23 protein-coding genes are annotated in these 20,353 nt (G+C 60.8%); 8 read left to right on the top strand and 15 right to left on the bottom strand.

The window, feature by feature from the left end; translation table 11 throughout:
- The first annotated feature begins 98 nt into the window (after positions 1–98).
- The 5 genes from PMI01S_RS14035 (at position 99) to PMI01S_RS14015 (ending at position 5,928) form a co-directional block, all read left to right on the top strand.
- Positions 99–1,379, top strand: a complete 1,281-nt coding sequence (locus tag PMI01S_RS14035; RefSeq protein WP_084320598.1) for a glycerate kinase type-2 family protein — start codon at positions 99–101, stop codon at positions 1,377–1,379.
- A complete protein-coding gene (gene pyk / locus PMI01S_RS14030) occupies positions 1,369–2,784 on the top strand; it encodes a pyruvate kinase (RefSeq protein WP_084320597.1) in 1,416 nt (471 codons plus the stop codon). Before PMI01S_RS14035 ends, pyk begins: the two co-directional genes overlap by 11 nt.
- Positions 2,785–2,973: 189 nt before the next feature.
- Positions 2,974–3,888 carry an urea transporter gene (locus PMI01S_RS14025; protein ID WP_084320596.1) on the top strand — a complete coding sequence of 305 codons (915 nt, stop codon included), beginning with the start codon at positions 2,974–2,976 and terminating at the stop codon, positions 3,886–3,888.
- Positions 3,889–3,909: 21 nt separating this feature from the next.
- Complete coding sequence (locus tag PMI01S_RS14020; RefSeq protein ID WP_084320595.1) at positions 3,910–4,734, top strand: ion transporter; 825 nt, start codon at positions 3,910–3,912, stop codon at positions 4,732–4,734.
- Between the two features lie 195 nt (positions 4,735–4,929).
- Positions 4,930–5,928, top strand: coding sequence for a sulfate ABC transporter substrate-binding protein (locus PMI01S_RS14015; RefSeq protein ID WP_084320594.1), 999 nt, complete (start codon positions 4,930–4,932; stop codon positions 5,926–5,928).
- Positions 5,929–6,102: 174 nt separating this feature from the next.
- Here PMI01S_RS14015 and PMI01S_RS14010 read toward each other — a convergent pair whose 3' ends face one another.
- Positions 6,103–6,732: a hypothetical protein gene (locus PMI01S_RS14010; RefSeq protein WP_174602670.1), complete on the bottom strand. Its 630-nt coding sequence runs from the start codon at positions 6,730–6,732 to the stop codon at positions 6,103–6,105.
- Positions 6,733–6,961: 229 nt separating this feature from the next.
- Between PMI01S_RS14010 and PMI01S_RS14005 the strand changes: the two genes are divergently transcribed.
- Positions 6,962–8,167, top strand: a complete 1,206-nt coding sequence (locus PMI01S_RS14005) for an MFS transporter (RefSeq protein ID WP_084320593.1) — start codon at positions 6,962–6,964, stop codon at positions 8,165–8,167.
- A 95-nt stretch (positions 8,168–8,262) separates the two neighbouring features.
- Here PMI01S_RS14005 and phnN read toward each other — a convergent pair whose 3' ends face one another.
- The 11 genes from phnN to ccmA form a co-directional block, all read right to left on the bottom strand.
- Positions 8,263–8,829, bottom strand: coding sequence for a phosphonate metabolism protein/1,5-bisphosphokinase (PRPP-forming) PhnN (phnN, locus tag PMI01S_RS14000; protein WP_084320592.1), 567 nt, complete (start codon positions 8,827–8,829; stop codon positions 8,263–8,265).
- Positions 8,830–8,911: 82 nt separating this feature from the next.
- The gene (locus tag PMI01S_RS13995) at positions 8,912–9,316 is read right to left on the bottom strand and encodes a hypothetical protein (protein WP_084320591.1); all 405 of its coding nucleotides are present in this window, start codon (positions 9,314–9,316) and stop codon (positions 8,912–8,914) included.
- A gap of 15 nt (positions 9,317–9,331) precedes the next feature.
- Complete coding sequence (gene ccmI, locus PMI01S_RS13990; RefSeq protein WP_084320590.1) at positions 9,332–10,531, bottom strand: c-type cytochrome biogenesis protein CcmI; 1,200 nt, start codon at positions 10,529–10,531, stop codon at positions 9,332–9,334.
- Positions 10,524–10,997, bottom strand: coding sequence for a cytochrome c-type biogenesis protein (locus PMI01S_RS13985; RefSeq protein ID WP_017337212.1), 474 nt, complete (start codon positions 10,995–10,997; stop codon positions 10,524–10,526). Before PMI01S_RS13985 ends, ccmI begins: the two co-directional genes overlap by 8 nt.
- Entirely contained in the window at positions 10,994–11,530 is a 537-nt protein-coding gene (locus PMI01S_RS13980) for a DsbE family thiol:disulfide interchange protein (protein WP_084320589.1), read from the bottom strand. The genes PMI01S_RS13985 and PMI01S_RS13980 overlap by 4 nt, the downstream gene beginning before the upstream one ends.
- Positions 11,527–13,530, bottom strand: coding sequence for a heme lyase CcmF/NrfE family subunit (locus PMI01S_RS13975; RefSeq protein ID WP_084320588.1), 2,004 nt, complete (start codon positions 13,528–13,530; stop codon positions 11,527–11,529). The genes PMI01S_RS13980 and PMI01S_RS13975 overlap by 4 nt, the downstream gene beginning before the upstream one ends.
- A 3-nt stretch (positions 13,531–13,533) precedes the next feature.
- Positions 13,534–13,989, bottom strand: a complete 456-nt coding sequence (ccmE, locus tag PMI01S_RS13970; protein WP_008026817.1) for a cytochrome c maturation protein CcmE — start codon at positions 13,987–13,989, stop codon at positions 13,534–13,536.
- Complete coding sequence (gene ccmD / locus PMI01S_RS13965) at positions 13,986–14,162, bottom strand: heme exporter protein CcmD (RefSeq protein WP_017337208.1); 177 nt, start codon at positions 14,160–14,162, stop codon at positions 13,986–13,988. Before ccmD ends, ccmE begins: the two co-directional genes overlap by 4 nt.
- A complete protein-coding gene (locus tag PMI01S_RS13960) occupies positions 14,159–14,914 on the bottom strand; it encodes a heme ABC transporter permease (protein ID WP_084320587.1) in 756 nt (251 codons plus the stop codon). Before PMI01S_RS13960 ends, ccmD begins: the two co-directional genes overlap by 4 nt.
- A gap of 95 nt (positions 14,915–15,009) precedes the next feature.
- On the bottom strand, positions 15,010–15,678 hold the full coding sequence (gene ccmB / locus PMI01S_RS13955) for a heme exporter protein CcmB (protein WP_084320586.1): 669 nt from the start codon (positions 15,676–15,678) through the stop codon (positions 15,010–15,012).
- Positions 15,675–16,310 (bottom strand): cytochrome c biogenesis heme-transporting ATPase CcmA, encoded by a 636-nt coding sequence (gene ccmA, locus PMI01S_RS13950; RefSeq protein ID WP_084320585.1) that lies wholly within the window; start codon positions 16,308–16,310, stop codon positions 15,675–15,677. The genes ccmB and ccmA overlap by 4 nt, the downstream gene beginning before the upstream one ends.
- A gap of 197 nt (positions 16,311–16,507) precedes the next feature.
- Between ccmA and fliK the strand changes: the two genes are divergently transcribed.
- Positions 16,508–18,082: a flagellar hook-length control protein FliK gene (fliK, locus tag PMI01S_RS13945; RefSeq protein ID WP_084320584.1), complete on the top strand. Its 1,575-nt coding sequence runs from the start codon at positions 16,508–16,510 to the stop codon at positions 18,080–18,082.
- On the top strand, positions 18,079–18,408 hold the full coding sequence (locus PMI01S_RS13940; RefSeq protein WP_084320583.1) for an EscU/YscU/HrcU family type III secretion system export apparatus switch protein: 330 nt from the start codon (positions 18,079–18,081) through the stop codon (positions 18,406–18,408). Before fliK ends, PMI01S_RS13940 begins: the two co-directional genes overlap by 4 nt.
- Before the next feature lie 113 nt (positions 18,409–18,521).
- On the opposite strand, the gene PMI01S_RS13935 is transcribed toward PMI01S_RS13940, so the two are convergent.
- From PMI01S_RS13935 to PMI01S_RS13925, 3 genes are all read right to left on the bottom strand, one after another.
- A complete protein-coding gene (locus PMI01S_RS13935; RefSeq protein WP_017337202.1) occupies positions 18,522–18,914 on the bottom strand; it encodes a DUF2802 domain-containing protein in 393 nt (130 codons plus the stop codon).
- A complete protein-coding gene (locus tag PMI01S_RS13930; RefSeq protein WP_008024622.1) occupies positions 18,915–19,400 on the bottom strand; it encodes a chemotaxis protein CheW in 486 nt (161 codons plus the stop codon). It lies immediately after the preceding gene.
- 73 nt (positions 19,401–19,473) lie between these two features.
- Positions 19,474–20,352 (bottom strand): CheW domain-containing protein, encoded by an 879-nt coding sequence (locus tag PMI01S_RS13925; protein WP_084320582.1) that lies wholly within the window; start codon positions 20,350–20,352, stop codon positions 19,474–19,476.
- Between the last annotated feature and the right edge of the window lies 1 nt (position 20,353).

The following is a 20,353-nucleotide window of genomic DNA, read 5'->3' as shown; positions in this document are numbered from 1 at the left end:
ACGGTCTGCTATGCACACCGCATTGATGCAATCGCCAGCAAACCGGCTCCTACAGGATCGAGTTGCCCTTCAAATAACAAGAATTCCGGGAGCCCGCCATGTCGGTCGATCCGCAACAATTCCTGCGCGAGCTGTTCGCCACAGCCATCGACGCGGCCCATCCGCAGCACGTCCTCGAAGCTTATTTGCCCACCGATCGCAGCGGTCGGGTGATCGTCATCGGTGCCGGTAAAGCCGCAGCCGCCATGGCCCAGGTGGTCGAGCGTTGCTGGCAGGGTGAAGTGTCCGGTCTGGTGGTGACGCGTTACGGTCACGGCGCCCCGTGCGAAAAAATCGAAGTGGTCGAAGCAGCGCACCCGGTGCCGGATGCTGCCGGCCAAGCGGTCGCCAAGCGTGTCTTTGAACTGGTCAGCCACCTGACTGAAGACGACCGCGTGATCTTCCTCCTTTCGGGCGGTGGTTCTGCGCTGCTCGCACTTCCAGCTGCCGGCATCACCCTCGCCGACAAACAATCGATCAACAAAGCCCTGCTCAAATCCGGCGCGACCATCGGCGAGATGAACTGCGTACGCAAACACCTTTCGGCGATCAAGGGCGGTCGCCTCGGCAAAGCCTGCTGGCCGGCCACTGTTTATACCTATGCGATTTCCGACGTGCCGGGCGACCTCGCTACGGTCATCGCCTCCGGCCCTACCGTGGCCGATCCGAGCACCTCCGGCGAAGCGCTGGCAATCCTCAAACGCTATGGCATCGATATCCCGGCGTCCGTACGCAACTGGCTGCAAAGCCCGGAATCGGAGACGGTCAAACCCGGCGATCCGAGTCTGGCGCGCAGTCATTTCCAGTTGATCGCCCGTCCACAGCAGTCGCTTGAAGCGGCCGCGGTGAAAGCGCGTCAGGCCGGCTTCAGCCCATTGATCCTCGGCGACCTGGAAGGCGAGTCCCGCGAAGTCGCCAAGGTTCACGCCGGCATCGCGCGGCAAGTGGTCTTGCATGGCCAGCCATTGCCGGCGCCGTGCGTGATCCTCTCGGGCGGCGAAACCACGGTCACCGTGCGCGGCAATGGCCGGGGCGGACGTAACGCCGAATTCCTGCTCAGCCTGACCGACAGCCTCAAAGGCCTGCCCGGCGTCTACGCGCTGGCCGGCGACACCGATGGCATCGACGGTTCCGAAGACAACGCCGGCGCAATCATGACCCCGGAGAGCTACGCCCGCGCCGCCGCCCTCGGGTTGAGCGCAAGCGACGAACTCGACAACAACAATGGCTACGGCTATTTCGCGGCGCTGGACGCACTGATCGTCACCGAGCCGACCCGCACCAACGTCAACGACTTCCGCGCCATTCTGATTCTCGAGAGCCCTAAACATGACGCCTGATAAAAAGGTCAAAATCCTCGCCACCCTCGGCCCGGCCACCGATGGCCTCGAAGACATCCGCGAGCTGGTACAGGCCGGGGTCAACATCTTCCGCCTGAACTTCAGCCACGGCGATCACGCCGACCACGCCCAGCGCTATCAGTGGATTCGTGAAGTCGAGCGTCAGCTGAATTACCCCCTGGGCATTCTGATGGACCTGCAAGGCCCGAAACTGCGGGTCGGCAAGTTCGCCGAAGGCAAGGTGCAACTGCATCGTGGTCAAGCGCTGCGCCTGGACCTGGACCCGACGCCGGGCGATCAACGCCGGGTCAACCTGCCACACCCGGAAATCATCGCCGCGCTGGAGCCGGGAATGGATCTGCTGCTGGACGACGGCAAACTGCGTCTGCGGGTGGTCACCAAGTACGCCGATGCCATCGACACCACGGTGCTCAATGGCGGTGAGTTGTCGGATCGCAAAGGGGTGAACGTGCCGCAAGCGGTGCTGGAACTGAGCCCGCTGACCGCCAAGGATCGTCGCGACTTGAGTTTCGGTCTGGAACTGGGTGTGGACTGGGTCGCGCTGTCGTTCGTGCAACGTCCGGAAGACATTCGCGAAGCCCGTGAACTGATCGGTGACAAAGCGTTTTTGATGGCCAAGATCGAGAAGCCGTCGGCGGTCACTCAACTGCGGGAAATCGCTGAACTGAGCGACGCGATCATGGTTGCCCGTGGCGACCTCGGCGTCGAAGTACCGGCCGAAAGCGTGCCGCAGATTCAGAAAAACATCATCAGCATTTGCCGCGAACTGGGCAAACCGGTGGTGGTGGCGACGCAGATGCTCGAGTCGATGCGCTTCTCCCCGGCGCCGACCCGCGCCGAAGTCACCGATGTGGCCAACGCCGTGGCCGAAGGTGCTGATGCGGTGATGCTGTCGGCGGAAACCGCGTCCGGCGAGTACCCGATGGAAGCCGTGCAGATGATGAGCAAGATCATCCGCCAAGTGGAAAACGGCCCGGACTATCAGACGCAACTGGACGTCAGCCGGCCGAAGGCTGAGGCGACGGTTTCCGATGCGATCAGTTGCGCGATTCGTCGCATCAGCAACGTGCTGCCGGTGGCGGTGCTGGTGAATTACAGCGAGTCGGGTGCGTCGAGTCTGCGTGCGGCGCGTGAACGGCCGACTGTGCCGATTCTGAACCTGACGCCGAACCTGCAGACGGCTCGCCGCTTGACGGTGGCCTGGGGCGTGCACTCGGTGGTGAATGATCGACTGCGGCAGGTGGATGAAGTGTGCTCGACGGCGTTGGAGATTGCGCAGGCACAGGGCATGGCGCAGCGCGGGGACACTTTATTGATCACGGCGGGCGTGCCGTTTGGGCAGCCTGGGTCGACTAACTCGTTGCGTATCGAGACGTTGATTTAAGCAACAATACTTGTGGCGAGGGAGCTTGCTCCCGCTCGGCTGCGTAGCAGTCGTCGCTTTGGCATGACGGTTCCAACAGAAAGACCGCATTCGCCGAATTGGGGCTGCTACGCAGCCCAGCGGGAGCAAGCTCCCTCACCACAGGGTTTATGCAAGACCTTGGTTTTCCCCACTGCCCTAGATTTCATCATGCCTGCCAACCACTTCAACACCCACTGCCCCGATTGGGCGACAGCCCTGCTCAACGGTTTCAGCCAGATCTTCCTCCAGCGCCATCCGCTGTGCGGCCTGCTGTGCCTGTTGGCGATCCTCTTTACCGCGCCAACCCTGCTCGGCGGCGCCCTGCTGGGCGGCCTCGCCGGTTTGCTCACCGCGCAACGTCGCAACTACGCCAAGGCCGACCGTCAGGCCGGGCTGTTCAGTTACAACGGCGTTCTGCTCGGCTTGCTGCTGAGCCTGTATTTCCCTTGGTCGGCGCTGCTGCCGCCGCTGATCATTGCCGCTGGCGGACTGAGTGCCATGCTCACCCAGCAATGGTTGAAACGCGCCCGCGACCATCATTGCCTGCCGGCCTACACCGCGCCCTTCGTCGGCATGAGCTGGTTGCTGCTGTCGTTTACCGGGCCGCAACACCCCGCGCCGCTGATCGACATGAACACGCTCAACCTGTTCGCCGCCCCGTTGAAGGGGCTCGGTCAGGTGATGTTTCTCGGTCATCCGCTGGCGGGTGCACTGATCGCCGTCGGCTTGCTGATCGCCGACCGACGCGCTTTTTTGTGGGCACTGCTGGGCTCCATTGCCGGACTCGCGTTCGCCTTGCTGCAGCACGAAACCTCAACCGCGCTGCTGGGGCTGGGCGGTTATAACGCCGCGCTCGCCGCCCTCGCCTTCAGCGGACAACGCCGCCGGCCCTGGCTGCCACTGCTGGGCATTGGGCTTGCCGTATTGTTCACACCGGGCTTCGCCGCGCTCGGTCTGGCCACATTGACCGCGCCGTTCATCCTCGCCTGCTGGCTGATCCGCGCCGGCATTCGCGTGCTGCGCCAGGCCGCCGTCGACCACGCGCCTTGCGCTATCGGGGAGAATCACCCTAGGCTGCGCTGATTCTCGATTCAGGCGTTTTCCATGGACAGCAGCAAAAACTGGCGTGAAGACCTTTACGTCATGGTTTTCCAGAGCGACACCAAGGCCGGACGGCGCTTCGACGGCATTCTGCTGTTGATCATCCTCGCCAGCATCGTCATCGTGATGCTCGACAGCATCGACACGATCCACAAGAACTACGCCAACGTGCTGGCGTACATCGAGTGGGGCTTCACCGTCATCTTCGCCATCGAATATGGCCTGCGCCTCTATTGTTCGCCGAAGCCACTGCGTTACGCGTTCAGCTTTTACGGCCTGGTGGATTTGCTGGCGATCGTGCCCGGTATCCTGGCGCTGTATTACGCCGATGCGCAGTATTTGCTGATTATCCGGATCATTCGAATGCTGCGGATTTTCCGCGTGCTCAAGCTCAGTCCTTATCTGAAACAAGCCAATTATCTAATGTCGGCGCTGCGCGGCAGCAAGCAGAAGATCGTGGTGTTTCTGGTCAGCGTCTGCACATTGGTGACCGTGTTCGGCACACTGATGTACGTGATCGAAGGCCCGGAGCACGGCTTTACCAGCATTCCGAAAGGTATCTACTGGGCGATCGTGACGCTGACTACCGTAGGCTTTGGCGACATCGTGCCCAAGACGCCGCTGGGTCAGGTGATTTCGTCGCTGGTGATGATCACCGGTTACTCGATCATCGCAGTGCCGACGGGGATTTTCACCGCCGAGCTGGCCAACGCCATGCGCGGCGAACAGTTGCAACACGACTGCCCGGTGTGCAAAAAAAACAGCCACGAGCACGGCGCTGCATTTTGCTCGCGGTGCGGCAATGCTCTATTCAAGAAACTGGAATAAGCAAAGTGCTTTTTAATCTTTAAAGGACTATGCAAGCACAGTTATAGTCGCTGGCAAAACAGTAGCAACCCCTCTTTTAATGAGTAACAACTAACCCGTAGGAGCTGCCGAAGGCTGCGATCTTTTGATGTAGCTCTTAAAGTTCAAAAGACCACAGCCTTCGGCAGTTCCTACAAATAGAACAAGGAATGCGCAGTGAAAAAACTCTTTGGCGCCTCACTTCTGGCCGCTGGCCTGGCACTGACCAGCGTGGCTCAGGCCGCACCGACCCTGCTCAACGTTTCCTACGACGTGATGCGCGATTTCTACAAGGACTACAACGCGGCCTTCCAGAAACACTGGCAAGCCGAGCACAACGAAAACATCACCCTGCAGATGTCCTTCGGCGGTTCCAGCAAACAGGCGCGCTCCGTGATCGACGGTCTGCCGGCTGACGTCATCACCATGAACATGGCTACCGACATCAACGCTCTGGCGGACAATGGCAAACTGGTCCCGGACAACTGGGTCACCCGCCTGCCGAACAACAGCGCGCCGTTCACGTCGGCCACTGTGTTCATCGTTCGCAAAGGCAACCCGAAAGCGCTGAAAGACTGGCCTGATCTGCTCAAGGACGGCGTGCAAGTGATCGTGCCGAACCCGAAAACCTCGGGCAACGGCCGCTACACCTATCTGTCGGCCTGGGGTTATGTGCTGAAAAACGGCGGTGACGAGAACAAGGCCAAAGCCTTCGTCGGCAAACTGTTCAAACAAGCGCCAGTGCTCGATACCGGTGGCCGTGCCGCCACCACCACGTTCATGACCAACCAGATCGGCGACGTGCTGGTGACCTTCGAAAACGAAGCGGAAATGATTGCCCGCGAGTTTGGCCGTGACCAGTTCGAAGTCATCTACCCAAGCGTCTCCGCCGAAGCGGAGCCGCCGGTGTCTGTGGTCGACAAAGTAGTCGAGAAGAAAGGCACCCGCGCTGCCGCCGAGGAATACCTGAAGTACCTGTGGTCGCCGGAAGGTCAGGAAATTGCCGCCGCCAACTACCTGCGTCCACGTGATCCGGCCGTACTGGCCAAGTACAACGATCGCTTCCCGACAGTGGATTTCCTCTCGGTGGAGAAGACCTTTGGTGACTGGCGCACCGTGCAGAAGACTCACTTCAATGATGGCGGGATTTTTGATCAGATTTACAGCGGTCAGTAATGCCTGAGCCAATGAAAAAGGCGACCTGAGAAGGTCGCCTTTTTTACTGAAAAACACCGAGAACCTGTAGGAGCCAAGCTTGCTCGCGATAGCGGTCTGTCTCTCACATCAATGCTGAATGTTCTACCGCCATTGCGAGCAAGCTCTGCTCCTACAGAAGTCTCGCGAGCGCAGTTACATCGGTGGGGTCACGCCATCCTTGCCGGCCGAAATCGACTGCGCCGTCAGCGTCCCGTCGGCACTCTGCGTCACGAACGTCACGATCTTCACGCCCACTTTCAGCAAGCTGCGGTCCCCTGGCAGCAGGTTCACAATCGGCACATCCTCCGGCACCAGAATCTTCTGCTGCCCCCCCTTGTAGTTGACGGTCAGCACGCGGCCATTGCTCACCACCAGGTCGCCGACGCTGCCATTGGTCATGCTGCTGCCCTTGACCAGATCGAAAGGCCGATGGCCATCACCGCTGCCGGCCAGCTCCGGTGGGAAAACATGGACCTCCAGTGCTTTGAGCGAACCGTCTTCCTGCGCAATGGCCGCCGAGCCAATGTAACTGCCCGGCTTGATGTCTTCGATATTGGCCAGGGTTACGGCGCGGATTTTGGTGTCCTTGGTCAGATTGATGACCACGTTTTCGCCTGTATTGACGTGGACTTTCAAGATGTCGGGGCTCACCCCGGTGATCTCGCCGCGTACACCGATGCGCATGCCCGGCGCGTCGGCCGCCTGGGCGAGACTTGCCGTGAACAAGCCAATCAAGCTGATAACTGAAGCGCCGCGAATCAGGTGGCGGAACATCGCGTTCATGAAAAGTGCCCTTCCGGTTATGAATCGTGAAGAGAGAACATAAGCACGCTATCGAACAAGATGTAAGTGAATGTATCATCAGACTTTGAAATCCTGGCGCAGATTCATCGGCACACGCCGGCGTCACTCATTCCGCAATGGAATGATTGCTATCACTCCAATCCCACTTCCGCCGTTCCGGCCAGCCGCTTAGCCTGCGCGCATTCCATTTTGCTCAGCGAGACACGTTATGAACCCAGCGAATCAGGCACCTCACGGCGCCACGACAATGACCAAAGGCATGGTGCTGCTGTTCGCCTTTTGCTGTGGCGCCATCGTTGCCAACATCTACTACGCCCAGCCGATCATCGGCTTGATCGCGCCGGACATTGGCCTGACCAGCACCATGGCCAGCCTGATCGTTTCGCTGACCCAGATTGGTTACGCACTGGGCCTGTTCTTCCTGGTGCCGCTGGGGGATCTGCTGGAAAACCGTCGGTTGATGATCATCACCACGCTGGTGGCGATTGCCAGTTTGTTGGGCGCAGCGTTTACAGATCAACCCAACGTGTTTCTGTTGATCTCGTTGCTGGTGGGTTTCAGCTCGGTGTCGGTGCAGATCCTGATTCCACTGGCCGCGCACCTGGCGCCGGAAGAAACCCGCGGCCGGGTGGTCGGTGGAATCATGGGCGGCTTGCTGCTGGGGATTCTGTTGGCGCGGCCGGTGTCCAGCGTTGTGGCTGATCACTTTGGCTGGCGCGCGATGTTCGTGATCGCCGCCGTGTTGATGGCGGCGATCAGCATTGTGCTGGCCGTGACGATTCCCAAGCGCCAGCCGGATCACAGCGCCTCTTATGGCCAATTGTTGGGCTCGCTGTGGACGCTGTTGCGCCAACAACCGGTGCTGCGTCAGCGCGCGTTTTACCAGGGTTGCATGTTCGCCACGTTCAGCCTGTTCTGGACAGCCGTGCCACTGGAACTGGCACGCAATCACGGCCTGTCGCAAACCCGGATCGCGATCTTCGCCCTGGTTGGAGCCATCGGCGCGATCGCCGCACCGATCGCCGGTCGACTGGCTGACGCCGGCCACACCCGCATCGCTTCACTGCTGGCACTGCTGTTCGCCAGCCTGAGCTTCCTGCCGGCGTTCATCCATCCGGCCTACAGTGTCATCGGCCTCGCCGTCACCGGCGTGGTGCTCGATTTCTGCGTACAAATGAACATGGTCCTTGGCCAACGCGCGGTCTATGCCCTCGACGCCAAAAGCCGCAGCCGCCTGAATGCGCTGTACATGACCAGCATTTTCATCGGCGGCGCGTTTGGCTCCTCGGTCGCCAGTGCGGTGTATGAGCACGGCGGCTGGATGTGGATCGTGATTGTGGGCAGCGCGTTTCCACTGTTGGCGTTGTTGCGGTTCTTGAGCGTTTCGCAGAAGGCTTCGCTCGCAACGGCTTAACACCTCGTCGCTGCCGAATCAGGACCTGCCGGCGGTGTTTCTTATCGGGCAGATGGCGAGTGCCAGGGCTGGGGAAGCGCCGCTGCGCTACAAGGTCAGGCACATGAGCCGGGGTCGCCGACGCAGGCCAGCAAGTGCTCGACGGTGTGCTCCAGCAGCCCTGAGTTGTCGAGCACATGCACGCTCGAGTCCTCCGCCAACAGGCGCTCATTGAAACGGGCATTACGCGCCAGCCGCTGATCGATCTCGGCCTCCGACTCACGTCCGCGCGCCAACAGGCGTTGGCGCAACACCGGCTGGTTCACGGTCAGCAACACCACCCACACGTCCGGATAACGTTCACGGGTTTGCGGCAGATGCGCGCGCGAACCGTTGACCAGTACGTCGTCCCCCGCCGCCAGCCACTCGTCGATTTCCCGCGGGATGCCATAAGCCAGGCCATGAGCCTGCCAGCTGAGGGCAAATGCACCCTGAGCCTGCATCTCGGCGAACTGCTGCTCGCTGACGCCCTGCGCCGCCTCCCCGACCGCTTCCGCAGAGCGCGTGATAACCCGCCGCACGATACGACAGCCGCGTTCGGCCAACCGCGTTCGTGCGGCATCCAGCAGACTGTCCTTGCCCGAACCTGAAGGCCCGATGAGATAGATCAACCTGCCGGACATCAGAACATCCTCTTCGCTTGTCGCCATACTTGCCGGACCACAGCCCCACAAAAAAGGCGACCCCCGAAGGGTCGCCTTTTCGTTACTGCCCGAATTGCCGTCCCAGCCCACCCGGCACGCCATGGATATCCGTCTCTTCCCAAGGTCCGTTCGGACTGATCGACCGACTCCAGCCATTGTTGAAGCGGTAATACGTGCGCTGGCGGTAGAAGGTATTGGTCTGGTCATCCAGCACATAAACACCAAGCTTGGGATCCCAATGGCTGTTGCCACCCGGTGGCGGCGCAAAGCTGGCGGAGGTACGTGGCAGCGGTTTCGCAGGCTTGGCCGGAATGCTCGGCTTGCTCGGGGTGGGCGAGGTAGACGGTGTGGGCTTGGGCTGCGAGGGCGGAATCGGCGGCAACGACGTCGGCTCCGGCCGCTGGACCGCACACGCGCTTAACCCCAAAACAAGGCTGAGCAGGGTGATACGAGCGATAGCGGTCATAGTTGCGTTTTCCTGTTATTTATCCGGACTGTCGATGGTCAGTTTTTGCGGCGCGGTGGTGCTGCTGGCCATCGGCTGGCTGCGACCGATCCATTCGCCGGCGGTCGGTTGACCAGCACGGGAGATGCGCGCAACCAATTGGACTTCAGGGAAGTTCGACAGTTTCAACTGCGGCATCATTGCGTCAGCATCGCCCAGTTCGACAGTTGCCGGCAAGTCAGCCACGGTCAGGCGTTTGGCGGCCAGTGGCGCCGGCGGGCCATTGGTGGCGCGAGCGAAGATGAACACGCTGTCCCCCGGCTGAACCTTGGCTTTGAGCGCTGGTGCCAGGTCGACGCTGACTTTGAGCAACGCCGATTTGACCGCAGGCGCCTGGGCGACCTTGCCGCCGCTGGCTTCGAGTTTTTCGGTGGCGCGGGCAATACCGCCTTGCAGCGCGGCCCGGGAGTTGTCGTCTGGTGGCAGTTGCGCCAGCAGGCGATTCCAGTAGTCGATGGCGTCCTGATAACGCGCGCTCTCAAACGCGGCAATGCCAAGCAGGCCAAGGCTGGTGACTTCCTTCGGATCGGCTTTCAACGCTTCGTCGGTGAGTGCCTGAACCTTGTCCGACCACTTCTTGCCGTCGGCGAAGTACTGAGCCTGCGCCCACTGGCCCAGCAATTCCGGCTGACGACCCGCCAGGTTCACCGTGCGTTCGAAGATCTTCGCCGCATCGCCAGGACGATCCTGCGCCATGTAGGTCCGACCGAGGAAGTACAGGCCTTCTGCTGAATCAGGTTGAGCCGCGACGGCGCGCTCCAGGCGACGGGTCATCTCTTCCATCGACTGTGGCGCCTGAGAAAATTCGCGGGTCAGCTCGACCTTGTCGCTCGCCCCGAAATGCAGGTAGAGACCAAGTCCCAACACCGGCACCAGAATCGCCGCCAGCAGCGGCAACGGTTTGCCCAGCCGCGCCACGCGCGGTGCATCAACGCCTTCAGTGTCGGCGAGCAACTCACGGGCCGCTTCGGCGCGACCGGTTTCCAGTTGAGCAACGTTGAGCACGCCCTCTTCCTGCTCGGTTTGCAACTCAGCCACGCGCTCCTGATACAGCGCGACGTTCAGGGCCGTACGATCCTCTTCCAACTGAGCGCGGCGGCCACGCAGAACAGGGATCAGCAGAAAACTCAGGGCTACCAGAAGCAGCAGACCTGCAGCGAGCCAGAAATCAATCATTCTTGGTTTTATCCAACAGGTGGTCGAGGCGCTCGCGCTCCTCGGCAGAAAGCGCGTCCGGGCTGTCGGCACGTTGCACGCGACGACGGCGGACGATCACGGCGATGATCACAAAACCGCCCAGCAACAGGCCGGCCGGGCCGAACCAGAGCAAGGCAGTCTTGGCGTTCAGAGCAGGCTTGTAGCGGACAAAATCACCGTAGCGATCGACCATGAAATCGATGATCTGCTGATTGTCCTTGCCCTCGCCCAACATGCGGAAAATCTCTTTGCGCAGGTCGGCGGCGATCGGTGCGTTGGAATCGGCGATGTCCTGGTTCTGGCACTTGGGGCAACGCAGCTCTTTGGTCAGCTCGCGAAAACGCTCGCGATCACCTTCCTTGGCAAACTCGTAAGTGTCGATGGCGGCGTGTGCGACGCCGGCCATGCTCAAGCCCAGTACAACAGCGGCTATCCAGCGCTTCATGGCTTGGCCTCATCGACCAGCGCCTGATACTTGGCCGCCAGTTTTTCTCGCCAGACCTGTTCGTCGATCACGCCGACGAACTTGTCGCGGATGATGCCTTTGGCATCGATGAAGAAAGTTTCCGGAGCGCCGTACACACCGAGGTTCAGGCCCAGCGTGCCCTCGTCGTCACGGATGTCCAGTTGATACGGGTTGTGGAATTCCACCAGCCACTTCAAGGCGTCGGCGTTGACGTCCTTGTAGTTGATGCCGTAGATCACGACGCCCTTCTCCGCCAGTTTGTTCAGCACCGGGTGCTCGACCCGGCAGGAAATGCACCAGGTGCCCCAGACGTTGACCAGTGCCGGTTTACCCACAATGTCAGCTTTGGTCAGGGTCTTGTCGCCCTGCACCGCGGGCAGTGAAAACTCCGGGAACGGCTTGCCGATCATTGCCGAAGGCAGCTCGGCCGGGTCCAGGTACAACCCGCGATAAAGAAACACAGCGACCACCAGAAAAATCACCAGCGGCAACAGCATCAACCAACGCCTCATGCCGTCGCTCCCGTCATGCCCAGTGCTTCACGCACGCGGCTTTTCACCTTGACCCGATAACGCCGGTCCATCGCGGCCAACAACCCGCCGAGCCCCGTGAGCAAACCGCCGAACCAGATCCAGCGCACGAACGGTTTGACGTGTACGCGCACGGCCCAGGCGCCTTCGCCCAGTGGTTCGCCAAGGGCGACATAGAGGTCACGGGTAAAACCGGCGTCGATCCCCGCTTCGGTCATCACCGAATTCTGCACGGTGTACAGACGTTTTTCCGGGTGCAGCACGCTGATTTCCTTGCCGTCGCGGATCACCCGCACGGTGCCCTTGTCGGAAGTGAAGTTCGGGCCTTCGAAGTGCTTGGCGCCTTCGAACACGAACTGGTAACCGCCCAGGGCCATGGATTCGCCTGGCGCCAGGCGCAGGTCGCGTTCGGCACTGTTCTGGCTCGACAGCACGACACCGAGGGCGCATACGGCAATGCCCAAATGCGCAACTTGCATGCCCCAATAGCTGCGGGTCAGGGTCGGCAGGCCTTTGATCAAGCCTTTGTGGCGCGTCTTGTCGAAAATGTCGCGCAAGCCGGCCAGCAACACCCAGGCCGCGAGCATGAAGGTCGCGATCACCGCCCAGTTGAAATCGCCATAAGCGACACCGGCCACCACGGCCAACGCGGCGCTGCCGAGCAATACCGGGGTCAGCATGCTCATCAGCCATTTGACCGGGGTGTCTTTCCAGCGCACCAGCATGCCGACCGCCATCACCACCATCAGCAATGCCATCAACGGAATGAACAGCGCGTTGAAATACGGCGGGCCGACCGACAGCTTGGCACCGGTCATCGCATCGAGGATCAGCGGATACAAGGTGCCGAGCAAAATCATCGAAGCCGCCACCACCAGCACCAGGTTGTTGCCCAGCAGCAGGGTTTCCCGGGACCAGAGGTTGAAGCCGACATGGCTCTTCACCACCGGCGCACGCAGGGCAAACAACGTCAGCGAACCGCCGACCACGAACAGCAGGAAGATCAGGATGAACACGCCGCGCTCCGGATCGGAGGCAAAGGCGTGAACCGAGGTCAACACGCCGGAACGCACGAGGAAAGTCCCGAGCAAGCTCAACGAGAATGCAGCAATGGCCAGCAACACGGTCCAGCTCTTGAACACGCCACGTTTTTCCGTGACCGCCAACGAGTGGATCAGCGCAGTGCCCACCAGCCAAGGCATGAACGAGGCGTTTTCCACCGGGTCCCAGAACCACCAGCCACCCCAGCCGAGTTCGTAGTAAGCCCACCACGAACCGAGGGTGATGCCGATGCCGAGGAAGGCCCAGGCGACGATGGTCCATGGACGCGACCAGCGCGCCCACGCCGCATCAAGACGGCCGCCGAGCAATGCGGCAATGGCAAACGCGAACGCCACGGAGAATCCGACATAGCCCATGTACAGCATCGGCGGGTGGACGATCAGGCCGATGTCTTGCAGCAGCGGGTTGAGGTCACGACCGTCTGCTGGAATTTGCGGCAGGATGCGGGCGAACGGGTTCGAGGTGAGGATCAGGAACAGCAGGAAACCGGTGCTAATCATGCCCATCACCGCCAGCACGCGGGCCAGCATCACTTGCGGCAACTGCCGGGAGAACACCGACACCGCGAAGGTCCAGCCGCCGAGGATCAACGCCCACAGCAGCAACGAACCTTCGTGCGCGCCCCACACCGCACTGAACTTGTAGTACCACGGCAAGGCGCTGTTGGAGTTGCTGGCGACGTAGGCGACGGAGAAATCGTCAGCCATGAACGCGTAGGTCAGGCAACCGAAAGCGAACAGCAGAAACGCGAACTGCCCCCAGGCGGCCGGCTGGGCCAGACTCATCCACAAGCGGTCACCGCGCCAGGCACCCAGCAACGGCACCACGGCCTGAACCAGCGCGAAACACAGCGCCAGAATCATGGCCAGATGGCCGAGTTCGGGGATAAACAGCCCTGAACTATAAAGTGCAGATGTCATCGATCAACCCTCCTTCGCGGGCGTTGGAGCAGATTGACCACTGTCTTTCAAAGCCTTGGTCACTTCCGGCGGCATGTATTTCTCATCGTGCTTGGCCAGCACTTCGTCAGCCACCACCACGCCGTCGGCGTTGAGCTTGCCCAGGGCGACGATGCCCTGCCCTTCGCGGAACAGGTCCGGGAGGATGCCGCGATAGCTGATGGTGACGGACTTGTTGAAGTCAGTGACGATGAATTTCACGTCCAGCGAATCGCCGGAACGTTGCAGCGAACCTTTCTCGACCATGCCGCCCGCACGAATACGCGTGTCTTGCGGCGCTTCGCCATTGGCGATTTGCGTCGGTGTGTAAAACAGATTGATGTTCTGCTGCAGGGCGCTCAGGGCCAGGCCAACGGCAGCGCCGACACCGACCAGGATCGCGAGAATGATGATAAGACGCTTTTTGCGCAGCGGATTCACTTGCCGTTCTCCCGGCGCAGACGACGCGCCTCTTGTTGCAGATACCGCTTGCGGGCCAGGACCGGCGCCGCCACGTTGAGGGCCAGCACCACCAGGCAGATGCCATAGGCTGACCAGACATACAGGCCATGATGACCCATGGCGAGGAAGTCGCCGAATGAAGCAAAACTCATCGAGCGGCCTCCAGACTGTTCTGCACTTCTGCCTTTACCCAACTGGCGCGGGCTTCACGCTTGAGCACTTCAAGGCGCATGCGCAGCAGCAATACCGCGCCGAAGAAACAGTAGAAACCCAGCGCCGTCAGCAGCAGTGGCAGCCACATTTCGGCGGGCATTGCCGGTTTTTCGGTGAGGGTGAAGGTCGCGCCCTGGTGCAGGGTGTTCCACCACTCCACCGAGTACTTGATGATCGGGATGTTGATCACGCCGACAATCGCCAGAACCGCGCAGGCCTTGGCCGCGCTGTCACGATTGCTGATGGCGTTGCCCAGCGCAATAAGACCGAAGTACAGAAACAGCAGAATAAGCATGGACGTTAGTCGCGCATCCCAGACCCACCACGAACCCCAGGTCGGCTTGCCCCAGATCGCGCCGGTGACCAGCGCCACGGCGGTCATCCAGGCACCAATCGGCGCTGCGCATTGCAGGGCGACGTCGGCCAGTTTCATCTTCCAGACAAGCCCGACAATCCCGCACACCGCCAGCATCACGTAGATGGACTGCGCCAGCATGGCGGCCGGAACGTGGATATAGATAATGCGAAAGCTGTTGCCTTGCTGGTAGTCAGGCGGCGCGAAGGCCAGGCCCCAAACGACACCGATGCCGATCAGCAGCAATGCGGCGATGCTGAGCCACGGCAGCAGTTTGCCGCTGATACCGTAAAACCATTTGGGTGAGCCGAGCTTATGAAACCAGGTCCAGTTCATTGCAGTTTCCATCACGGTTGCTACTCGCCATCACGAGTAGCGAAGGGTCTGCCTTTCTTAAAAGAAAGTGATCAAAAATTGATCAGACCTCATTATTATTCGCCGACGCTGATCTTCAGGCCAGCAGCTATTGCAAACGGTGTCAGGGTTATCGCCAGGGCGGTCAGGCTGCCAAGCCACAGGAGATAACCGGTCGCCGGCATGCCCTGCAAGGCCGCCTGCAAGGCGCCACTGCCGAGAATCAACACCGGGATGTACAACGGCAGAATCAGCAGCGCCAACAACAGGCCACCACGCTTCAACCCCACCGTCAGGGCTGCGCCCACCGCACCGAGCAGGCTGAGCACCGGTGTACCGAGCAACAGGGAAAGCAGCAACACCGGCAGACAGGCGGTTGGCAAACCGAGCATCAATGCCAGCAGTGGAGCGAGCAAAACCAGTGCCAGACCAGAGAAGGCCCAGTGTGCCAGTACCTTGGCCAAAACCAGAAGAGGCAAGGGGTGCGGCGAAAGGACCCACTGTTCAAGGGAACCGTCTTCGAAATCACTGCGGAAAAGCCCGTCCAGCGAGAGCAAGACCGATAAAAGGGCCGCCACCCAGACCAGTCCCGGAGACAAGGTTTGCAACAATTGAGACTCGGGACCGACCGCCAACGGGAACAGCGAAACCACGATCGCGAAGAATACGAGCGGATTGGCCAACTCCGCCGGACGGCGGAACAACAAGCGAGCCTCGCGGGCGACCAACAGGCCGAAAACACTCATACGGCCCAGTTCCCCAGATCAATGTCGCGATAGCCGGCCGGCATCCGGCTCAGCGTGTGGTGGGTGGTCAGCACGACCATGCCGCCACGCTCACAGTGCGCGGCCAGGTGTTCTTCGAGTTGCGCCACGCCTTGTTTGTCGAGCGCGGTGAATGGCTCGTCGAGGATCCACAGTGGCGGACTGTCGAGGTACAGACGCGCCAACGCCACACGGCGTTGCTGCCCAGCGGACAGGGTGTGACAGGGAACATCTTCGAAACCGCGCAGTCCGACAGCGGCAAGCGCTGCCCAAATGGCTGCATGGGAGGCCGGTTGATGCAGGGCGCAGAGCCAGCTGAGGTTTTCTTCCGGGGTCAGCAAATCCTTGATGCCGGCGGCGTGACCGATCCACAGCAGGTTGCGCGCCAGTTCACTGCGTTGTTCGTTCAACGGCTGGCCGTTGAGCAACACTTGACCGGCGGTCGGCTGCATCAGGCCCGACAGCAGACGTAAAAGGCTGGTTTTGCCACTGCCGTTGGGGCCGCTGATTTGCAACATTTCGCCACTGGCCAGTCTCAATTCGAGATTTTCGAAGAGCAGCCGAAGGTCTCGCTCACAGGCAAGGGCAACGGTTTGCAGGACAGGACTGGTCAAGAGATCACGGGCCTTTTGCGGTTCAAGTCGGCGGCGGAGCGGCCGCTAAAGAGATGCAGCATAGATGCATTGGCGGCCTGTTCTAGAGAGCTGCGTCAAACAATTGCAATGTTTTCGCCACTCTCCGAAAGACGGGCGGCATTATACATGCCATGCCCTACTCTAAAGAGGGCAATTTCCTCAGGTTGTGACCGCGTATGACAGGCGAAATGAACATCCTCCCGCTACCACCGACCACGCCCGCGACATCGCGTCCGCAGGTGGTGAGTGGCGACTTGCTCAAGCTGCTGACGCCGATGGAGGGGCTGATCACCGCCGGGCAATCTGCCAAGGCCGAAGTGCTGTCGCTAAAGCAGGCGGATCAGACCTTTCAACTGCTACTCAAGGTCACCCTCGAAAGCGGCCGTCAGACCACGGTTCAGGCCACCAGCAGTCAACCGTTGCCTCAGGGCACGAACCTGGCGATCACCCAGCCCTCGGCGAGCAACCTGGCCATCACCGTGCAACAGGCCATCGCCGCAAGCGTTGCCACCCTCACCCGCCTCGACACGGCGCAATTGCCGGTGGGCACCTTGCTGCAAGGCAAAGTGCTGACGTCCCAGGTGATGCCGCAAGTGCCGGGGCAGCCAACGGTGTTTCGCTCGCTGGTAAGCCTGCTGAACACGTCACTGAGCGGCAGCACCCTGAGCATCGACAGCCCGACGCCGCTGCGCATCGGCACGTTGTTGAGCGCGCTGGTGCAAGACACCCAGACCCTGAAATTCGTCCCGCTGAGTAACCGTCAGGAGCAATTGGCAGTCACCCAGCAACTGGTCAGCCAGCAAAGCCGCCAAGGCTCGCTGGACGGATTGCTCAAACTCCTGCAAAACCTTCCAGCCTCGAATCAGACCTCCAGCGACCTGCGAGCCGCCGTGGACAGGTTGCTCGCCGGCCTGCCGGACGTTCAGCAACTGAGTACACCCAAAGGCCTGGCCCTGGCCCTGGCCAATAGCGGCCTGTTCCTTGAGGCGAAGTTGCTTACCGGGCAAAACCCGACACTGGCACCCGATATGAAAGGCGACCTGCTCAAGCTGATCGCGCAATTGAGTCAGGGGCTACCGGCCAATACCAACCTCAACGCGATCATTGCTGCCAACACCCTGGCCCAGACCATGCCCAGTTTCGTGCGCAGCGCCCTCGGAATGCTCGGTCAGGTCAGCGCCAAACCACAGCCGACCAGTTTCCCCCTGCCCGAGCGTTTCCTGCAAAGCCTGGAGGGCGAAGATGATCTGGAGCACTTGCTGCGCTTGGCCGCCGCAGCGGTTTCACGCCTGCAAAGCCATCAACTGTCGAGCCTGGAGCAGACCGGCGTCACGGACGACGGTCGGCTGATGAGCACCTGGCAGCTGGAAATCCCCATGCGCAACCTGCAGGACATCGTGCCGCTGCAGGTCAAGTTTCAGCGCGAGGAAGCGCCCGGAAAAGATCAACCCAAGGAACGCCGTGACGAACGCGAACCCAAACAACAACTGTGGCGCGTCGAGTTGGCGTTCGACATGGAGCCGCTGGGCCCCTTGCAGATTCAGGCGCAGTTGATCGAAGGCAGCCTGTCCAGCCAGCTGTGGGCCGAGCGCCCCTACACCGCCAGCCTGATCGAGAGCAACCTGGCCGGGCTGCGCGAACGCTTGCTGGCGTCAGGCCTGAACGTCGGCGATCTCGATTGCCACTTGGGCACACCACCGCAAGGGCCGCAAACCCGTCTCGAACAACGCTGGGTCGACGAAACCGCATGAGAAATTCCGATACGCCACGCCAGGCCATCGCCCTCAAATACGACGGCACCCACGCCCCGACCCTCACGGCCAAGGGCGACGAAGAACTGGCAGAAGAAATCCTGAAGATTGCCCGCGATTATGAAGTGCCGATTTACGAGAACGCCGAGCTGGTGAAACTGCTGGCAAGGATGGAGCTGGGTGACAGTATTCCGGAGGAGTTGTACCGCACGATTGCCGAGATCATTGCGTTTGCGTGGAATCTGAAAGGCAAGTTTCCGCAGGGGCATGATCCGAGTGCGTTGATGGTCGAGAAGGACATCACCGATCGCGGGGATGATTACTGATGTGTGTTGAATGCAAAAGATCGCAGCCTCGTTGCACTCGACAGCTCCTACAGGGTGAATGCCATCCCATGTAGGAGCTGTCGAGTGCAACGAGGCTGCGATCTTTTGGCCTGTCAGTTCTTGTGCAACTTGCTCATCAACTCCGCCTCAGCCTGGGTCAACCCGCAGGACTGAGTCAGTTCATCAACGCTCGCCCCCATTCCGACCAGGCGGGCTGCCTGGGCGAACGACAGACTCGACGGGTCGCGCTGTTCAAGCTGAGCCAGCTTGTCCGGCAACGGCCCGACGACAGCACGCAGTTCATGCAGGTCTTCACCCATGCGCACGTTGCCGCTCTGATAGTCGTCAACGCGCTTGGCCAGGTCCTTGATGCGCTGATCACGCAGCGCATCGCCCTGGGCCTGTTGCGCAGCGATCTGCCGCTGGCCCCGAATGTACGCCAGAAACATCGCCAGCGTGCCTGCCCAGAAAAGGAACAGGACAATGACCGCAACCTCAAGAATCAATCAGATACTCTCCAGTTCCGACCATTCTTCTTCGCTCATCATCTTGTCCAGCTCGACCAGGATCAGCAATTCGTTGTTCTTGTTGCACACGCCTTGAATGAACTTGGCGGACTCTTCGTTACCCACGTTCGGCGCAGTCTCGATTTCCGACTGACGCAGGTAAACCACTTCGGCCACGCTGTCGACCATGATGCCGACCACTTGCTTGTCGGCTTCGATGATGACGATCCGAGTGTTGTCGCTGATCTCGGCATTCATCAGGCCGAAGCGCTGACGGGTGTCGATCACGGTGACCACGTTACCGCGCAGGTTGATGATGCCCAGCACGTAGCTCGGGGCACCTGGGACCGGGGCGATTTCGGTGTAGCGCAGGACTTCCTGAACGCGCATCACATTGATGCCGTAGGTTTCATTGTCCAGCTTGAAGGTTACCCATTGCAGGATCGGATCTTCGGAACCCTTTGCAGACGACGCCTTATCATTCATACCCTGACCCCTCGAAAAACCGCCCTAGCGGTGTGTGTTCGTTGCGATGGCAAGTCACTTGCCCCGCCTGTTTTTATGTCGGTTTGTGGACCGGCTTGCTGCCGCCCATGTGTTTTGCCCCACCGCTGGCGATCAACTCGGCCAGTTCGGAAACGTCAAGCAACGCACACATGTGTTCAATCACAGTGCCCGCCAGCCATGGCCGTTGACCACGGTGAGTGCGCCACTTGATTTCGTTCGGGTCCAGGCGCAACGAGCGGCTGACCTGATGCACCGCAAGCCCCCACTCGTAGCCCTGAACCGAAATAACGTATTGCAGCCCCTGACGGAAGTCATCGCGATAGCGGTCGGGCATGACCCAACGGGCGGTATCGAGCACTTTCAGATTGCCGGCCTGGCTCGGCAGAATCCCGAGGAACCATTCCGGCTGACCGAACAGCGGTGTCAGCTCCTGACCGGCCAGGGAATAAATCGAGCCCAGGCACACCAACGGCACCGCCAGGGTCAACCCGGCGACATCGAACAGCAGGCATTCGAACGGCTCGGCGGCCCAGACAGGACGACCGTCGGTTTCCACCGGTGGCGGCGTGTTGCTCGGTGGCAAATGAACTTCGACGATCGGCGGCACCAGGGCTTGCAGCAGCGGCGCGATGGTGGAGACGGGGGCCAAAACCGGCGCCGGCGCCTCGATCAGTGCCACCGGGGCCTTCACCACAGGTGCTGCGACCGGTGCGACAACGTCCGCCGGTTTCTCAGCCGGTTTCTGTGCATCACGCGCCTGCTCTTCAAGCACCGCAGCCTGGAACTCGTCCAGCGCCGCTTCAACCTCGACCACCTCGGGGATCGCTTCGATTTCCGGCGGCAACTCTTCGGTCGCGTCCATCAGCAAGCTGTCCAGATAAGACTGGAGCGCAAGTTGTGGACGGGAAGTGATTTTTACCGGGCGATTCATC

The organism is Pseudomonas migulae NBRC 103157, assembly GCF_002091715.1.
Classification (GTDB): Bacteria; Pseudomonadota; Gammaproteobacteria; order Pseudomonadales; family Pseudomonadaceae; genus Aquipseudomonas; species Aquipseudomonas migulae_A.
The sequence above is the reverse complement of the archived record's forward strand: the minus strand, read 5'-3'. Positions and strand labels throughout refer to the sequence as shown.

Coding starts and splice junctions, on each gene's coding strand:
- PMI01S_RS14035 (WP_084320598.1), top strand. CDS start 99: ATGTCGGTCGATCCGCAACAATTCCTGCGCGAGCTGTTCGCCACAGCC.
- pyk (WP_084320597.1), top strand. CDS start 1,369: ATGACGCCTGATAAAAAGGTCAAAATCCTCGCCACCCTCGGCCCGGCC.
- PMI01S_RS14025 (WP_084320596.1), top strand. CDS start 2,974: ATGCCTGCCAACCACTTCAACACCCACTGCCCCGATTGGGCGACAGCC.
- PMI01S_RS14020 (WP_084320595.1), top strand. CDS start 3,910: ATGGACAGCAGCAAAAACTGGCGTGAAGACCTTTACGTCATGGTTTTC.
- PMI01S_RS14010 (WP_174602670.1), bottom strand. CDS start 6,732: ATGAACGCGATGTTCCGCCACCTGATTCGCGGCGCTTCAGTTATCAGC.
- PMI01S_RS14005 (WP_084320593.1), top strand. CDS start 6,962: ATGAACCCAGCGAATCAGGCACCTCACGGCGCCACGACAATGACCAAA.
- phnN (WP_084320592.1), bottom strand. CDS start 8,829: ATGTCCGGCAGGTTGATCTATCTCATCGGGCCTTCAGGTTCGGGCAAG.
- PMI01S_RS13995 (WP_084320591.1), bottom strand. CDS start 9,316: ATGACCGCTATCGCTCGTATCACCCTGCTCAGCCTTGTTTTGGGGTTA.
- ccmI (WP_084320590.1), bottom strand. CDS start 10,531: ATGATTGATTTCTGGCTCGCTGCAGGTCTGCTGCTTCTGGTAGCCCTG.
- PMI01S_RS13985 (WP_017337212.1), bottom strand. CDS start 10,997: ATGAAGCGCTGGATAGCCGCTGTTGTACTGGGCTTGAGCATGGCCGGC.
- PMI01S_RS13980 (WP_084320589.1), bottom strand. CDS start 11,530: ATGAGGCGTTGGTTGATGCTGTTGCCGCTGGTGATTTTTCTGGTGGTC.
- PMI01S_RS13975 (WP_084320588.1), bottom strand. CDS start 13,530: ATGACATCTGCACTTTATAGTTCAGGGCTGTTTATCCCCGAACTCGGC.
- ccmD (WP_017337208.1), bottom strand. CDS start 14,162: ATGAGTTTTGCTTCATTCGGCGACTTCCTCGCCATGGGTCATCATGGC.
- PMI01S_RS13960 (WP_084320587.1), bottom strand. CDS start 14,914: ATGAACTGGACCTGGTTTCATAAGCTCGGCTCACCCAAATGGTTTTAC.
- ccmB (WP_084320586.1), bottom strand. CDS start 15,678: ATGAGTGTTTTCGGCCTGTTGGTCGCCCGCGAGGCTCGCTTGTTGTTC.
- fliK (WP_084320584.1), top strand. CDS start 16,508: ATGACAGGCGAAATGAACATCCTCCCGCTACCACCGACCACGCCCGCG.
- PMI01S_RS13940 (WP_084320583.1), top strand. CDS start 18,079: ATGAGAAATTCCGATACGCCACGCCAGGCCATCGCCCTCAAATACGAC.
- PMI01S_RS13930 (WP_008024622.1), bottom strand. CDS start 19,400: ATGAATGATAAGGCGTCGTCTGCAAAGGGTTCCGAAGATCCGATCCTG.
- PMI01S_RS13925 (WP_084320582.1), bottom strand. CDS start 20,352: ATGAATCGCCCGGTAAAAATCACTTCCCGTCCACAACTTGCGCTCCAG.